We start from the raw sequence: 14,896 nt of genomic DNA on the forward strand, positions 1-14,896 counted from the left end.
GGGGCGCCCGACCATGCCAAACGGCCCATGCGCGTGGGAGCGTGCGCGGTAGGATCAAGGTCCCCCTCGTCATCGTGGAACCCTTGCGCCCATGAACCTGCGCCATTACCGGGGCCTGCGCGTCCCGGTCCTGCTGCTGTCCTCCATCGCCTGTGCCGCCACGGCCCAGGCGGCCGAAACCGCCAAGCCGCAGGATGCAGGCTTCAACCCCCTGGAATTGTTCGCGCCGCTGCAACTGCCGGCGCCGGCCAATGCCATCCGCGATGGCGGTGGCAAGCCGGGCGCCCTGTTCTGGCAGAACCGCGCCGATTACGACCTGCACGCCACCATCGACCCGGCCAGCCACACCCTGACCGGGCAGGAAACCATCACCTACACCAACCACAGTCCAGACGCGCTGGACGTGCTGTGGGTGCAACTGGACCAGAACATCTACCGCGACGATGCCAGGGCCAAGTTCGTGCGCGCGCCATGGCGGCGGCCGGGCCAGCCGGTCACGCCGACCCCGTCCACCCAGGGCTTCGAGATCGCCAGCATCGAGCTGGAGCAGGGCGGCAAGCGCACCAAGGCCGACTACCTGGTCGACGACACCCGCATGCGTGTGGACCTGCCGACCGCACTGGCCGCCAAAGACGGCACGGTCAAGCTGCACATCAACTATCGCTACACCGTGCCTGGCACCTGGGGCGGCCGCACCGCGGTGACCCCGACCAAGAACGGCGACATCTACGAGATCGCCCAGTGGTACCCGCGCATGGCCGTCTACGACGATGTGCGCGGCTGGGACACTCAACCCTACCTGGGTTCGGAGTTCTACCTGGAATACGGCGATTTCGACTACGCCGTGACGGTGCCGTGGGACTACATCGTGGCCGGTTCCGGTGCGCTGACCAATGGCGATGAAGTGCTCACCGCCACCCAGCGCGCGCGCCTGAAGCAGGCCGATGGCAGCGACAAGACGGTGATGATCCGGACCCCGGCCGAAGTCACCGATCCGGCCAGTCGGCCGAAGACCAGCGGCACGCAGACCTGGCGCTTCCACATGGACCACACCCGCGACGTGGCGTTCGCCGCCTCGCCGGCCTTCGTGTGGGATGCCGCGCGCATCGACCTGCCGCAGGGCAAGCACGCGCTGGCCATGTCGGTGTATCCGGTGGAGGGCGCGAGCAACTGGGTGCGTTCGACCGAATACGTCAAGGGCGCGATCGAGCACTTCTCGAACAAGTGGTACAGCTACCCGTGGCCGGTCGCGGTCAACCTGGGCGGGCATGGCGCGGGCATGGAATACCCGGGCATCGTGTTCGATGGCTATGACGACAAGGACGATAAACTGTTCTGGATCACCGCGCACGAGTTGGGCCACGGCTGGTTCCCGATGATCGTCGGCTCCAACGAGCGCCGCCACGCGTTCATGGACGAAGGCTTCAACACCTTCATCGACGTCTACGCCTCGGACGAATTCAACCACGGCGAATACGGTCCCAAGCGCGATGGCGAGTACGCGCCCAAGGGCGGCAACCCGGTCGACGAGATCCTGCCGGTGCTGGCCGACCAGGACGCGCCGACGCTGATGGATCTGGCCGATGCGACCAGCGAGAAGTACCGCCACCCGGTGACCTACTTCAAGGGTGCGCTGGGCCTGGTGCTGCTGCGCGAGCAGATCCTGGGGCCGGCGCGCTTCGACCCGGCGTTCCGCAAGTACATCGCCACTTGGGCCTACAAGCATCCCACCCCGTCGGACTTCTTCCGCTTCATGGAGAGCGAGTCGGGCGAGGACCTGTCGTGGTGGTGGCGCGGCTGGTACTTCAACAACTGGCAGCTGGACATGGGCATCCAGGCGGCGCACTACGTCGACGGTGACGTGGCCAAGGGCGTGGCGGTGACCCTGCAGAGCGAACAGAAGCTGGTGATGCCGGTGACCCTGCGCATCGACTACACCGACGGCACCCACGAGGATCGCCGCATCCCGGTGGAAACCTGGATCCAGCGCAGCGCGCCCGAGCTGACCTTCCCGACCACCAAGCCGATTGCGCGTCTGGAGCTGGACCCGGACCACGCGCTGCCCGACGCCGATCGCGCCAATAACACGTCCAGCCTGGACAGCTGAGGCTTTGGGGTCGTGCATGCCCGGGCAGGCACGGCCTGGCCGCGCCGGTGGAGGTGCCGCGGCGGGTTAGCCGCGCGCCTTCAGCCGTTCGACGAAGATGCCGCTGGCGAAGTAGGCCAGCAGGTCGGCGTGCTGGGTGCCCGAAGGCGCGTCGGGGACCTGCGCGCGCGCGACCTCGGCCAGGGCATCGGCTTCGGCGCGGGTGATGGATTCGACGGCATCCCAGAGCCTTGCCTGTTGCTCGTCGATCGCGTGGGCGGTGCGCCACAGGGTGGCATGCAAGGCCGTGGCCGGGCCGGAGGAAGCTAGGGGCGCATCGGGATCGGGCAGGGCCTGGCTGAGATCCAGGGCGTAGCGCAGGCTGCGCAGGGTCAGCGCCGCCAGGGAGGGGTCTTCCCAGGGACGCAGGCCACGCGGCAGCGCACGGACCACATGCAGTCCATGCCCCTGGATCAAGGCCTCGCGCACCGGATCTGGCGAGGGCGCGCCGCTGACGCGCAGCTGCCAGCCGTGGCGTGCGGCGCGGGCCACGGCGACGCGCTCGGCATGGGGAAGCCGCATGAGTGAAGTGGACAGGCTGGCCAGGTAGCGGTCGGCCAGCACGATGCTGGGCGCAGTGGCGGCGGGTTCGTCCACCGCGGGAGCGAGCAGCGCCTGGGTCTCCCACAGGCATTGCGCGTAGTGGAAGACGCACTGGGCAAGGTGGTTCATGAAAACTCTTGAAACGAAGGCAGGGCGAGCGCCGGCCGGCGGCGCAGCGCGAGCGCGCCATTCTAGGCATGTGCCGTTCGGATCACGTGTTAATGCATGGCACGCGCCGGGCGATGCCGGAATGCCTGCAAGGTGCGGGCACCGGACCTGGATGGTGGTTCAGGCCTCGTGGGCCAGGGCGTAGTCGATCCCGGCGCACACCGCGGCAGCCTGGGCGTCGTTGCACTGCTGCGGCGTGGCACGCGGACTGTCGGGATAGACCTCGGTGGTGGTGACGTAGCGCGCGCCGGTGATGCCCGCGCAGAGGCCCAACGGTCCCACGGCGTATTCGATGACGCCGGGCGAGACCACGGGCGAGCCGATGATCTCGCCGCGCGCGTCGGCCGGCGCGATGTGGGTGACCTTGGAGACCGCCTCGATGATCGCGGCCTGGAAGCCGCGCTGCGGGTGTTCGCTGTCGTCGACCAGGTAGAAGCCGTCCGGGATTTCGCCAGGTTCGTAGGGCTTGCCGTCGCGCGCAGCCAGCGCTGGACGGAACTCGGTTTCGTCGCTGTCGGTGGTCTCGTGCAGGTCGATGTGGACCAGCACCTTGCCGCGCAGTGGCGCGACCAGGTCCAACAGCGCGGCTGATTCGCCGGCGGGGCTGCCCGCGCGGAAGGAGCGGTTGGGATCCAGGGCATCGGGGTTCCAGCGATGGATGCGCTCGTATCCCCATGGACTCACACAAGGGGCTATCAGCAGGTTGATCTTGCCCACATAGGTGGCGGCATGGCGCTCGGCGAACTGCAGCGCGCCGTGCACGCCGCTGGTCTCATAACCGTGCACGCCACCGGTGACCACCGCGCAGGGCAGGCGCTCGTCCCAGTCGCGGCTGCGGACGGCCAGCAGCGGGTAGCGCCCGTCCGGCGCGTAGTCCAGCTCGCCATAGGCGGCGATGTCGAAGCGATCCCCCAGCGCCCGGATCTTGCTGGCCACCTCGTCCTCATAGCTGCGGCGCCGGGTCTGCAGGGCGCGCCACTGCGCCTTCTCGGCCGGGCCCCAGGGCTGGCCGGGTGTGCCGATGGTGGTCGGGTCGGTGGTGGGGTGCATGGCAGTCCTCGTGCGCGGTGGCGTCTTTGAAAAGCGGCCGGCACTCTAACAAAGGACTGACAGGTGCCGCCTCATGAAACCGTGTGGCAGGGCATTGCCGAGCCGGCAGCTAATGCTGTGTGCAGGTCGTCGATCCCGCTCCGCAGCCGCAGGTCGCCATGCAGAGGTCTCTTCCTCCACGCGCGTCCTCGTTGCAGGACGCCGGGCGAGGCTTGTGTGGAGGATGGTCGGAAGGGTGCGAGCGAGGCTATCCAGGCTTTCGCAGCGGCGTGGTGCCGAGTCGCTCGATGCGGCCACCGGACCGCTCGAAGGCGTCCAACTGGTCCTGCAGGGTCTGCTGGGCGGCGCGCTTGTCTTCGCGCGGGCGGGAAAAAAGCGAATCAGGCGGCATGGCCTTGGTGCTGCGCAGTGTCGTCATGGGCGTCTCTTGCGGGTGCACGTCCATGTTTGACAGCCACCGCGTCGGCTTGTCGTGAAACCCACGCAGGCGAGGACCGCGTTCTGGACGCGGCCTGCCGCAGCACACCGCGCGTCGGTGGGTTCAGGCCAGGTATTTGCCGAACCAGTCCAGCGTGCGCGTCCAGGCCAGTTTGGCGGCGGCCTCGTCGTAGCGCGGCGTGGAATCGTTGTGGAAGCCGTGCTGGGTGCCGGGATAGAGATGGGCCTCGTAGACCTTGTGGTTGGCCTTCAGCGCGGCCTCGTAGGCCGGCCAGCCGGCGTCGATGCGTTCGTCCTTCTCGGCGTAGTGCAGCAGCAGCGGCGCCTTGATCGCCGGGACTTCCTCGGCACGGGGTTGGCGGCCGTAGAACGGCACGGCCGCGGCAAGCTCCGGATACGCCACCGCCGCGGCATTGGCGACCCCGCCGCCGTAGCAGAAGCCGGTGATGCCCACCTTGCCGGTGGTGCGCGCAGGGCTCAGCAGATATTCCACCGCGGCGAAGAAGTCGTTCATCAGCTTCTCCGGATCGATGCCGGCCTGCAGCGCACGGCCCTTGTCGTCGTTGCCGGGGTAGCCGCCCACCGAGCTCAGGCCATCCGGCGCCAGGGCCAGGTAGCCGGCCTTGGCCACGCGCCGGGCGACATCTTCGATGTAGGGGTTCAGGCCGCGGTTCTCGTGCACGACCACCACCCCTGGCACCAGCCCCGTGGCCTTGGCCGGACGCACCAGGTAGCCGCGCACCTGGCCATGCCCCTTGGGCGCGGGATAGGTGATGTACTCGGCCACGATGTCCGGATCGGTGAATTCGACCTGGGTGGCCAGGGCGTAGTCGGGACTGAGCGAGGCCAGGATGGCCGAGGCCGACAGGCCCGCCACGGCGAACGCCGCGGCACCATCCAGGAACTGCCGCCGGCTCAGGCGTCCATGGACGTAGCCGTCGTAGAGCTCAAGCAGTTCCGGCGCGAAATCCTTTGCGGTCAGACGGGGCATGGCGGGCTCCTGCGGCAGGCGGAGCGCGCAACATAGCAAGCCGCCTCCCAGCGTGGTGTCAGGTCCAATTGGACCTGACGCACAGGTCATCCAGCGGGTTTGAGCGGGCGGCGCCGCGCGCCCAGCCAGAGCAGGGCGATGCCCGCGGCCAGCATGAGGGTGCTCGCCAGCGCCTGTCCGCAGGCATAGCCAAAGGCGGAAGGCGAGGCCAGGGTGGTGGACAGCGCCGGATGCGCCTCGGACAGATGCCTGAGCCCGCGCGCGAGCAGCATCAATCCGAGCACGACATGCACGAACGCGAGGGCGGGGTGGGATGGACGCATGGCACAACCTCCTTGTGAGCGGGCGAAGTCCGCATGCTTTCGCGGACAGGACGCAAGCATAGGTCAGCCGACCGCTTTTGGATGCGTGCTGCTCAAGGGGCGTCGGGGTGCCGTGTTAGCCTGCGCCGCGCCGGGCATGGACCGGTGTCCCGCTGCTGCGCTGCCCGACGATGAGAACCGACAGCCGTCTCTCCCGCATGCTGCATGTGCTGTTGCACATGGCACGCCACGCATCGCCTATGACCTCCGAGCAGATCGCCGCGATGCTGCGCACCAACGCCGTGGTTGTCCGGCGCACGATGGCCGGATTGCGCGATGCCGGCTATGTGAGCGCAACCCGGGGGCATGGCGGCGGATGGGAGATTGCCTGCGACCTGGACCAGGTCAGCCTGTTGGACGTCCATCGGGCAGTCGGCGGCAACCGGCTGTTCGCCCTCGGCCACGAGCACGACAACCCGGACTGCGGTGTCGAACGGGTGGTCAACGCCGCCATCGACGATGCCCTGCAGCAGGCCGAGGCGCTGCTGCTGGCCCGCCTGGGCGAGGTTTCACTCGCCGACCTGGCAGCGGACTTCGACGCGTTGTGCGAATCCGGCGGCTGGAAGCGCAGGACGGCCCGCGCCCACTTGCCGTAGCCCTCCAATCCAGGATCCGGGGTCGCGCCGCGCGCGTCCGTCAACACAGTGTTGTCCGACGCCTTTTAAAGTAACAATAAAAGTATCTTAAGATGGTGCCCCAGGCCGAAGGGCATGCCGCTGTGTACAGGCACGCCGACGGCGACCAGAAACGGAGCGCTCATCCATGACCTTTTCTCCATCGAACCGCTACGACGCACTGATCGTCGGCGGGAGTTTTGCCGGCTTGTCTGCCGCGTTGATGCTGGCCCGTGCACGCAAGCGTGTGCTGCTGGTCGACAACGCCCAGCCGCGCAACCGCTTTGCCAACCACGCGCACAACCTGATTGGCCACGACGGCAAGCCTCCGGCGGTCCTGCTGGGCGAAGCCATCGACCAGCTCATGGCCTATCCGAACGTAGAATTGCGCATCGCCTTCGCGCGCGAAGGAAGTCGGGTGGACGATGGCTTTCGTCTGCACCTGGACGAGGGCGCGCCGGTGGAGGGCCGCACCCTGGTGCTGGCCACCGGCATGCGCGATGTATTGCCACCGCTTCCTGGCCTGGCCGAACGCTGGGGGCAGAGTGTGCTGCACTGTCCCTATTGCCACGGGTACGAGTTCGCCGGGCAGGCCCTTGGCGTGCTCGCCACCGGCCCCATGAGTCCGCATCAAGGCGAGATGATTCCCGAGTGGGGACCCACGACGTATTTCACCCAGGGGGCCTTCGAGCCCACCACCGAAGCGCTGCAGCGACTGCAGGCGCTGGATGTCTCGATCGAGCGCCAGCCGGTCGTGGCACTGGAAGGCGAGGGCGGTTCCCTGTCGTCGGTCCGGCTGGCCGACGGGCGCCGCGTCGCTCTGGCCGCGCTGTTCACCGCGCCAAGGCAGGCCTTCGCCAGCGACCTGGCGCGCAACCTGGGATGCGAGATCGTCGAAGGGCCGCTGGGGCCGCGTGTCGTCGTCGATCCGGTGGGCGCGACCTGCGTCCCGGGCCTGTTCGCCGCCGGCGACATGGCCAATCCGATGCAGAGCGCAGCGCTGGCAGTCGCGGGTGGCACGCTCGCCGCTGCCTCGGCACACCGCGCATTGATGGCGATGCGCCTGCCAGCCTCGGCCGCCGCTTAGCGACCGTGCGCGCGATGCTTCAGGCGGCTTCGCAGCCGGGTGCGTCGCTCACGCGCGTGGACAGGCCTGCGCGTGAGCGTGTCCACGATGGGCAGCCGTAACCCACCAGGATGGTATCGGTCGCGATCTCGAAGGCCGCCAGCTGGGCCGGCGTGAAGTTGCGCGAGAGGTCCTCGAAAATCTCGCCGAACGCCATCCACCACGCGTGCTCATCGGCTTCGCTGTCCAGCCGGTTGGAGACGTATTCGCGGATCAGTTCCACTGCGGTCCTGACATCCTGGTCGCTGACGCCACGCCGGAAGATCCTGTCTTCGATCTGGGCATTGCGGTCGATGGCGATGGTGGTGGTGCGGGACATCAGGATCGGGTCGTTCATGGTGCGGTTCTGCCGGGGTGCCGAGCGGGCGCGCATGATCGAGTGCGATGTGTTCAAGGGTGGTGTACGCGCGGGGTCGGATTCATGAAAGTCCGGGCAGATCCAGCGCCGGCCGTGCATGCCGCGACATGGTGATTCAGCTTTGTTGTTGAAAGGCCGCATCTTGCGGCCGTGGATGCTGCACTGCATCGCGCATCTGCGTGCTACACCTCAAGGCGGTCCAGCGCGCGTGCCACCGCGTCCAGGTATGACGCGCCGAACAGTTCCACGTGCACCAGCAGGGGGTAGAGCTGATAGAGCGTGCAGCGATGTCGGAAGAACTCCGGATCCACCGGAGCGACCGTGCGATAACCCTCGAAGAAGGCCTCGCCCACACTGTTGAACAGCAGCGCCATGGCCAGGTCGACCTCGCCATGGCCGTGATAGATCGCCGGGTCGATGAAGCAGGCCTCACCGCCGGCCGTTGGCAGCATGTTGCCGCCCCACAGATCGCCATGCAGCAGGCTGGGTCGGATACGCGCAGGCACCCAGCGTGCCAGTTGGTCGCTGAGTGTCTCGATGCGTGTCAGCAGCGCCGACGGTAGTCGCCCGATGGCATGCGCGCTGCGGGCCCTGGCCAGCAGGCGCTGCTCGCCATAGAAAACGCTCCAGTCCGCGACCGACGGATTGTCCTGGGCCAGGCTGGCGATCACGGTGTCGTAGTCATGGCCGAAGGACGCCCCGGCCGGCTGCATGTGCAGGGTGGCGATGGCACGGCCTGCGGCGTGCTCGGCGTGCGCATCCCAGCCGCGCGGGCCAGGATCGATCCACGCCAGGAGCATCAGGTCATCGGCGACGGCCAGGGTGTCGGGGACCGGCAGGCCCGCCTTGCGCAGATCGGCCAGCATGCGCGCTTCGAGGGTCAGCGAGGGCTGGCCGGCACGGGGGAACTTGGCCATCACCCGCGTGCCGTCGTCCAGCTCCGCGCACAGGCTGCGTGCGATGTCGCCGCCCGACAAGGGCGTCAGCCGGTCGGGACGCCGCCCGAGCAGCGCCTCGATGCGGTCGGCGTCGTGCACGGCTCAGCGACCGCGCGCCTTGTGTTGGTGCAGCAGGCCCTCGACCCCGGCTTCGATCATGTCGAAGGCCTCCACGAACTCCTGCTGGCCGCCGTACCAGGGATCGGGCACATCGCGCGCCCGTGGTCCGTCGGCGTGATCCATCAAAAGCCCGATGCGCGCGGTGGCGTGCGCCGGTGCCATGCGCTCAAGCGCATGCACGTGGTTCGCGGTCATGCCGAGCACCAGGTCGAAGGCAGTGAAGTCCTCGTCGCGCACCTGGCGTGCGCGATGGTCGGGCATCGGAACGCCGCGCCGGCGCAGTTCGGCCAGGGCGCGGCGATCTGGGGGATTGCCCACTTCTTCGGTGGTGACCGCCGCACTGTCGGTGGTGACCTGCAGGCCAAGGGCGGCGGCCTTGTGCTGCAGCAGCGCCTGGGCGGTCGGGGAGCGGCAGATGTTGCCGGTGCAGACGAACAGCACCGACGGCATGTGGCTGGGCATATGCGTGGGTGATTGGGGGAGAGCTTTGAGCCTAGCAGCCAGATGGTGAGCGTTCCGCGGATGGCGCTCAGGGCATCACGTAGGCCTGGACGCGATCGCGTCCCTGCGCCTTGGCCTGGTAGAGCGCCAGGTCGGCATCGTTGAACAGGCGCAGCATGTCCTCGCGCGACGCGATCTGTGAGACGGCCACGCCTGCGCTAATGGTGATGTGGCGCGGTGCGCTGTGGCCTGACACCGGGATCGGGCAAGCGGCCACGGCGACGCGGATGCACTCGGCCACCTGGAGCGCGCGCGCCAGGTTGGCCTCGGGGAGCACGCAGGCAAATTCTTCGCCGCCGTGGCGGGCCACATGGGCGTCGCTCGGAATGCAGGCGCGCAATGCCTCGGCGACCCGGCGCAGGGCCTCGTCGCCGGCGGGGTGGCCGTGGCGGTCGTTGAAGGCCTTGAAGTGGTCGACGTCCAAGAGGATCAGGCTGCTGGGCTGACTGCCTTCGGCGGGCGGTGCAAGCACCTCGAGCAGACGTCGGCGGTTATCCAGGCCGGTCAGTTCGTCGCGATAGGACAGGGCGTGCAGGCGCGCGTTGGCGGCATGCAGTTCGGCGGTGCGTTCGGCCACATGCTGTTCCAGCACCGACTGGCGCGCGCGCAGGTGATAGGTGCGCCACCGCACCAGCGCGTAGATCAGCGCCGCCAGGAGCAGTGCCGCCGCGGCCAGCGTCCATTGGGTTTGCCACCAGGCCGCGGCGATGACGATGGGCAGTTCCACCGGCACGCTGGGGTTGTCCGCATGATCGTGGGCCTCGATCCGCAGGCGGTAGCGGCCGGGCGGCAGCGCATTGAACGTGCGGAAATTCTGTTCGCTCCAGGTCGTGGGCGCGGACTCGTAGCCCAGCAGTTGGGTCCTGAAGCGCGAGTCCGCCTCGCGGAACCAGGACAGCAGCGCGAAGTCCACGCGGATCTCCCGGGCCTGGGCGGGGACGCGCAGCGGACGTCCTTCGGCCGGGGTGCCGTCGACCGCCAGTCCGGTCAGTTTCAGGCGCTTGGGCTGGGTGTCGTGCAGTTCGCGCCGCGGGTCGTAGACCTCAAGACCGCCGAGGGTGCCGGCCCAGAAGCGGTCGTGCGCATCGACCGTGTGGACGTAGTTGCATTCCTGGTGGAGCAGGCCGTCGTGCCGGGTGAACACGCGGCTCGTGTAGCTGTCGCCATCGGGCGTGAGCAGTTGCACGCCATTGTTGGTGCACAGGTAGACGCGGCCGGCGCTGTCCGGGGCCGGGTTGTAGATGCTCGGATCCGGCGGCGGCGGCAGGTCGTTGGGCAAGACGCGCGGTGCCAACGGCACGCTGACATCCACGCGGGTGACGCCGGCACTGCTGGTGCCGACCCAGAGAATCTGGCGTCCATGCCGGTCGGGGATCAGGGTCATCCCGATCGTGTTGGTCTCCGGCATGCCGATATCGTGGGACATGATGGTCCAGCGGTTGCCGTCGAACCGGGCAAGCCCCTGGCTGGTAGCCGCCCATAGCCAGGACCGTCCGTGCGCATCGATGACCTCGCGGATACGCATGGCCCGCCACGGCACGCGCGGATCCGGTGAGGGGTAGTGCGTCCAGCGACCCTCCCGCAGGCGGTACAGGCCGGTCTCGCGCGTGGCGAACCACTGTTCACGCGATCCCTCGAACGGGCGCACCAGCGTGTCGTACACCATCTCGCCGGTGGTCTGGCGCCAGGGCGTGGTTATCGGCTCGAAGCGCGGATCCCCGGGGCCCCGTCGTAGCAGTGCACCGCCGCGCAGGCTGACCCAGTGGGTGCTGCGTCCCTCGGCATCGACGGTGCGCATGACCGAGCCGATGTTCGCGTCCGGCGGCACGCCCTCTTCGCTGGTGAAGCGGTGCCAGCGCTGGTCCTGATAGAGGGCCAGGCCCTCGCCGGACGAGCTCACCCACAGACGTTCGCCGCCCTGGCCGTCCGGCTCGACCAGAAACCCGAACACGCCCAGCGCGTCGGCGCCCATCCGCGAGGCCACGGCCCAGGGGTTTGCGCCCAGGACGGTGCGGGCCACGCCGTCATCGGTCGCCATCCACAGCACGTCCAGGCCGTCGGGGGTGTGCCAGGCCACGACATCGCGGACCAGGTTGGAACGCAGACCGTCGCGCCGATCGAACAGCTGGAAGGTGTCCCCGTGGACGCGCAGCAGGCCGGCCCGGCTGGACACCCAGATCGCCCGGCTGCCGTCGGACATGGCCGTGCTGGCGATCGTGTAGACGATCTTGCTGGGGAAATCGCCGGTCTTCACGCTCCAGTGGCGCATGTCGTCGGCACGCATGCGCCACAGGCCACCGGTGTAGGTGGAAATCCACAGCGCTTCGTGGCCGTCTTGCATGACCGGTAGGAGGTCCTCCACCTGGTTGGCATCCAGCTGGCGGCCTTCCCACGGTCGCCAATCGGTTTGGCCGGAATCGCGGTACCACAGCCCGCGCGCGTTGGTGCCCAGCCACTGTCGGCCGGCCGCGCCCAGTTGCCGGGTCTGGGCCAGGGAGCGCAGCGGATCGGCCGGTAGCGAGGCGTTGCCGGGGTCCAGTTCCCAATGCTCGCCGGCCAGACGCATCAGGCCGCGGTCCCAGGTCAGCGCCCACAGGGTCACCGTACCGGACGCATCGACGGTCTCGGCGAACCGGTGGATCTGATTGGACGGCAGGCCGTTGGCCGTGGTCTTGGCATGCCACTGCTGGCCGTCGTAGAACGCCAGCCCGGTGTTGCGGAAGGCCGCCCAGAGCCTTCCGGTTCGGTCGACGAAGACGCTGGTCGCCGGATGCGCGACGGCAGGATCGGGGCTGGCGGACCAGCGACGCCCGTCGTAGCGGTAGATGCCTGCGCCGGAGGCGCCCCAGACAAAGCCTTCGCGGTCCACGGCGATGGACAGCATGCCGGCGTCGGGCAGCCCGTCGGTGGTGGTGAAATTGGTGAACGCTGGCGATTCCAGGTCGGCCAGATCCAGCGCACGGGCCGGGGTGCCCGTGCCGGTCCCCGCCTGGGCGGTGGCCATGGCACAGCACAGCAGGCCCACAAGCACTGCGCCGAGTCGATTCATCTGGTGTGGTTCCCCTAAGGACCGATTATGCAGGAACCCGAGCGGCCCGCATCGCCCAGGCGAGGGCTCAGGCCTGGCCCCCATTTTCAGGAAGGTGGACTGGCGCGCCGATACGGCCTTCATGCTGAGTGCGGCACGGCACGGTCGGCCCGCTTGGCGGTTTCCATTCGAGCCGAGGCGACGCCGGCGTTGCGCGTGAGGCGCGGTGTCTGGCTTGCGTGGGTCAGGTCGATCCGGAAATGGGCGACGGCCTTGCACTGGTCCGTCCAGGTCGCGTGATCGGGATCGCTATCGGGCGCCGAGCAGGAGCACTTCTGTCCTGTCACGCGCAGTACCGTGCCTCCCGCCGCTGTCGCGGTAATGCCGGTCCCGGCGCTGTGGACGTCAGGAGCCGGCCGGCGCTGCCAAGGCGACGCGTCCATCAAACCTGGACGCGGCGGCCCAGGGCGGATCGGGATGGTCGCAGCGAGGGCGGAACAACGCCGTCGCTGCTTGCCACGCCTCGCGTGGCAAGCCGGTTCAGCGATGCTCCAGCTCGGTTAGATACAGGCGCAGGTCGAACTCGCGCTGGTGGTAGTCCGGGGTCATGTGCGTGCACAACTGGTAGAAGGCCTTGTTGTGCTCCGCCTCGCGCATGTGGGCCAGCTCGTGGACCACGATCATCTCCAGAAAGGCGGCCGGCGCATCGCGGAAGACGCTGGCGATGCGGATCTCGCGGCTGGCCTTGAGACGGGCGCCCTGCACGCGCGACAGCGTGGTGTGCGTGCCCAGGGCGTGCTTGATGACCTGCAGCTTGCCGTCGTAGACCACCTTGTGCAGCGGCTGGGCCGAGCGCAGGTGGCGCTCCTTGAGCGCCTGGGTGTAGTCGTAGAGCTGGCGGTCGTTGCGCACGGCATGCGCTTGCCCGTAGCGCCGGGCGATTACGTCGCCGAGCTTGCCGGCATCGAGCAGGGCACGCACCTGGTCCTGCAGATGCGTGGGATAGCCGGCGAGGTATTTCAGCGAGGACATGCCGTCAGATCGCACCCGCCTCCGTGCGGGACCATCGCGCGCGCCGGTTCAATGCCCGGCGTGCTCGAGCGACTCGACCGCGCTGAGGGTTTCGGTCACGTGCTGCTTCGGGTTGAGGTCCGAATAGACATGGACGACGTTGCCGTTCTGGCCGATCACATACGAGGTGCGGTTGGACCAGCCGGGCTTCATCGGCAGCACGGCGTCGTATTCCTTGGCGATCTTCGCCCCGTCATCGGCGGCGACCGGGAACTTGCCGCCGCAGGTCTCGGTGTTCTTCGAGAACTCGGCCAACTGGTCGGTGTTGCCCGCGGTCACGCCGATCACCGTCGCACCGTGTGCCTTGAACTTGTCGACCGCCTCAGAGAACAGATGCGCCTCCAGGTTGCAGCCAGAGGTGTTGGCGGCCGGAAAGAAGTACACCACCACCGGGCCCTTCTTCAGCGCGCCATCCAGGTCGAAGGTGAACGGCTTGCCCGCCAGATAGGCCGGCAGGCTGAATTCCGGGGCCTTGGCGCCTTCCTTCAGCGCGGCCGACGCCGTGCAGGCCAGGGCCAGCGTGCCGATCAGGCCGGCGGCAAACTTGAAGCGGGTTTTCATGGCAATAGGCTCCAGACGAGAACGGCGACCGTTATACGCCTGTTTGCCTGCGCACCGTACGCGGCGTCGGCCGTCTCAAGGCGCAGGTGGGTTCCTGGTCGCTTGCTGTTGTGCGATGTAGTCCAGTTCGCGCACGGCGGTGGCGTTGCCCGGCTCGAGCTGCAGCGACTGCTGGTAGGCTTCGCGTCCACCTTCCAGGTCCTTCAGCTCCACCTTGGAGTAGCCGATCCCGCGCCAGGCGACGGCGCTGATGTAGGCCGCCTCCGGATGCGCGCGGGCGACTTCAAGGGCGGTGGTATAGGCCTCCAGCGCCTGTGCAGGCTGTCCCAACTGGTTGAGGACGAAGCCTTTCTCGGTCCAGGCGACCGGATAGTACGGTCCGACCTGCGTGGCGATTTCCAGATAGGTCAGCGCCTCGGCTGGCCGGCGCGCGCCCGCCAGCGCATAACCGGCCTGCTGGTAGGCCGAGGCACAGGCGATGTCCAGCCATTCGGTCGGCTGGCCCTTACCGGGCCCCTCCATGTACTGCTCGTATTCGCGGCGACTGGAGAAGCTCACGCTCTTGCGGCCTGGCTGGTTGCGCTGGGCATCGCAGTACTTGATGGCTCGCTCGAGCAGCGGGGCGGCGGTCGCCATGTCGCCGGCGAGCATGGCTTTGGTGGCCTTGCCGACGTCATCGCGGTAGGCAAACCCGGTCGCGGGTTCGGCTTGGTAATAGAGGCGGCTCTCGACCATCTCCACCTGCGCTTGCGCGATGGCGGGCGATGCACAGGACAACGCAAGCAGCCAGGTCTTCCGCGACGCGTGCATGATTCGACGTCCCAGCCGATGTGCGGCGAATGTCGCCGATCACCAGGTCCATGGCAAGCGGCACCGCGGCG

Annotated in this window: 15 protein-coding genes; 3 read left to right on the forward strand and 12 right to left on the reverse strand. The window is 68.2% G+C overall.

Annotated elements, in window-relative coordinates:
• The first annotated feature begins 91 nt into the window (after positions 1 to 91).
• Positions 92 to 2,107 (forward strand): M1 family metallopeptidase, encoded by a 2,016-nt coding sequence (locus tag ACORQU_RS14605; RefSeq protein ID WP_491641822.1) that lies wholly within the window; start codon positions 92 to 94, stop codon positions 2,105 to 2,107.
• 66 nt (positions 2,108 to 2,173) lie between these two features.
• On the opposite strand, the gene ACORQU_RS14610 is transcribed toward ACORQU_RS14605, so the two are convergent.
• From ACORQU_RS14610 to ACORQU_RS14630, 5 genes are all read right to left on the reverse strand, one after another.
• A complete protein-coding gene (locus tag ACORQU_RS14610) occupies positions 2,174 to 2,818 on the reverse strand; it encodes a hypothetical protein (RefSeq protein WP_491641823.1) in 645 nt (214 codons plus the stop codon).
• A gap of 159 nt (positions 2,819 to 2,977) precedes the next feature.
• Positions 2,978 to 3,907 (reverse strand): M14 family metallopeptidase, encoded by a 930-nt coding sequence (locus tag ACORQU_RS14615; protein WP_491641824.1) that lies wholly within the window; start codon positions 3,905 to 3,907, stop codon positions 2,978 to 2,980.
• A gap of 247 nt (positions 3,908 to 4,154) precedes the next feature.
• Positions 4,155 to 4,325 (reverse strand): hypothetical protein, encoded by a 171-nt coding sequence (locus ACORQU_RS14620; protein ID WP_271646463.1) that lies wholly within the window; start codon positions 4,323 to 4,325, stop codon positions 4,155 to 4,157.
• A 123-nt stretch (positions 4,326 to 4,448) separates the two neighbouring features.
• Positions 4,449 to 5,336, reverse strand: coding sequence for a YghX family hydrolase (yghX, locus tag ACORQU_RS14625; protein WP_491641825.1), 888 nt, complete (start codon positions 5,334 to 5,336; stop codon positions 4,449 to 4,451).
• A gap of 86 nt (positions 5,337 to 5,422) precedes the next feature.
• Positions 5,423 to 5,659 (reverse strand): hypothetical protein, encoded by a 237-nt coding sequence (locus ACORQU_RS14630; protein ID WP_491641826.1) that lies wholly within the window; start codon positions 5,657 to 5,659, stop codon positions 5,423 to 5,425.
• Between the two features lie 170 nt (positions 5,660 to 5,829).
• On the opposite strand from ACORQU_RS14630, the gene ACORQU_RS14635 reads away from it, so the two are divergent.
• Entirely contained in the window at positions 5,830 to 6,294 is a 465-nt protein-coding gene (locus ACORQU_RS14635; protein WP_271646460.1) for an Rrf2 family transcriptional regulator, read from the forward strand.
• A gap of 166 nt (positions 6,295 to 6,460) precedes the next feature.
• Entirely contained in the window at positions 6,461 to 7,399 is a 939-nt protein-coding gene (locus tag ACORQU_RS14640) for an NAD(P)/FAD-dependent oxidoreductase (protein ID WP_491641828.1), read from the forward strand.
• Positions 7,400 to 7,418: 19 nt separating this feature from the next.
• Here ACORQU_RS14640 and ACORQU_RS14645 read toward each other — a convergent pair whose 3' ends face one another.
• From ACORQU_RS14645 to ACORQU_RS14675, 7 genes are all read right to left on the reverse strand, one after another.
• Positions 7,419 to 7,964 carry a hypothetical protein gene (locus ACORQU_RS14645; RefSeq protein ID WP_491641829.1) on the reverse strand — a complete coding sequence of 182 codons (546 nt, stop codon included), beginning with the start codon at positions 7,962 to 7,964 and terminating at the stop codon, positions 7,419 to 7,421.
• A 14-nt stretch (positions 7,965 to 7,978) separates the two neighbouring features.
• Positions 7,979 to 8,833, reverse strand: a complete 855-nt coding sequence (locus ACORQU_RS14650; protein ID WP_491641830.1) for a fructosamine kinase family protein — start codon at positions 8,831 to 8,833, stop codon at positions 7,979 to 7,981.
• 3 nt (positions 8,834 to 8,836) lie between these two features.
• Positions 8,837 to 9,316, reverse strand: a complete 480-nt coding sequence (locus ACORQU_RS14655; RefSeq protein ID WP_491641832.1) for a low molecular weight protein-tyrosine-phosphatase — start codon at positions 9,314 to 9,316, stop codon at positions 8,837 to 8,839.
• A 67-nt stretch (positions 9,317 to 9,383) separates the two neighbouring features.
• On the reverse strand, positions 9,384 to 12,404 hold the full coding sequence (locus tag ACORQU_RS14660; RefSeq protein ID WP_491641833.1) for a diguanylate cyclase domain-containing protein: 3,021 nt from the start codon (positions 12,402 to 12,404) through the stop codon (positions 9,384 to 9,386).
• A gap of 519 nt (positions 12,405 to 12,923) precedes the next feature.
• On the reverse strand, positions 12,924 to 13,415 hold the full coding sequence (locus ACORQU_RS14665) for a M48 family metallopeptidase (protein WP_271646454.1): 492 nt from the start codon (positions 13,413 to 13,415) through the stop codon (positions 12,924 to 12,926).
• A 48-nt stretch (positions 13,416 to 13,463) separates the two neighbouring features.
• A complete protein-coding gene (locus ACORQU_RS14670) occupies positions 13,464 to 14,015 on the reverse strand; it encodes a peroxiredoxin (protein ID WP_491641834.1) in 552 nt (183 codons plus the stop codon).
• A gap of 75 nt (positions 14,016 to 14,090) precedes the next feature.
• Positions 14,091 to 14,825, reverse strand: a complete 735-nt coding sequence (locus ACORQU_RS14675) for a tetratricopeptide repeat protein (RefSeq protein WP_491641835.1) — start codon at positions 14,823 to 14,825, stop codon at positions 14,091 to 14,093.
• Positions 14,826 to 14,896 lie beyond the last annotated feature (71 nt).

The sequence above is a fragment of the Pseudoxanthomonas sp. JC1303 genome, assembly GCF_058448525.1.